Source organism: Vibrio sp. 1288, assembly GCF_033344475.1.
This window is the reverse complement of sequence record NZ_JAWPOX010000664.1, coordinates 1-639: the sequence shown is the minus strand read 5'-3', so window position 1 is coordinate 639 and position 639 is coordinate 1. Positions and strand designations below refer to the sequence as shown.

The following is a 639-nucleotide window of genomic DNA, read 5'->3' as shown; positions in this document are numbered from 1 at the left end:
CACCGTTAGCAGGTAAGTTCACGCCCACTTCAATGTTCGCTGTTTGTTTTGGCTTACCAAATTCCGCAGGAATATTGATTGGTTGTGGCTCGTAAGATGAAACCTCACCAGACTCTGGGTTTACTTGATAACCAAGTAGGAACTCATCGTTCGCGGTTACCATGTAGTTTTCTTTGTTCAAATGGAATGCACCGTTACGTGTCATTTCATTTTGTTGTGGGATAAGACGATCTTTCGCTACCGCGAAGAAGCCAGTACCCGATACACGCAAATCCATTGGGTTGTTGGTGTAAATGCTTGAGCCTTCGTGGAACTGTTGTGCCACTTGGCTTGCTTGTGCACCGCCACCCGGAGTGGTTTTCGCGTTAGTAAACAAAGAGTTTGAGTAAACATCAGCAAATTCCGCACGAGACTCTTTAAAGCCGTACGTGTTGGCGTTCGCAATGTTGTTACTGGTTGTATTTAAATCCAGTTGAGCCGCGGACAAACCGCTTAAAGATACATATGACATTCCAAAATCTCCTAATCTAGCGTGTTATGGATTACGCTTTGCCGACTTCCAGTACTTCTGCAAGTCGAACTGGTGATTCAAAACCAGCCAGATTGAGTAATACGTTTCCGTCACCTTTGCCCAGCAAT

At 45.1% G+C, this 639-nt stretch carries 1 protein-coding gene and 1 pseudogene; both read right to left on the bottom strand.

The features are described from left to right. Positions 1 to 511: flagellar hook-basal body complex protein (locus R8O11_RS28645; RefSeq protein ID WP_318195047.1), on the bottom strand; the 511-nt coding region annotated here is incomplete at its 3' end. Between the two features lie 31 nt (positions 512 to 542). After that, positions 543 to 639 (bottom strand): annotated as a pseudogene (locus R8O11_RS28640) (flagellar biosynthesis protein FlgD); the annotation flags it as partial.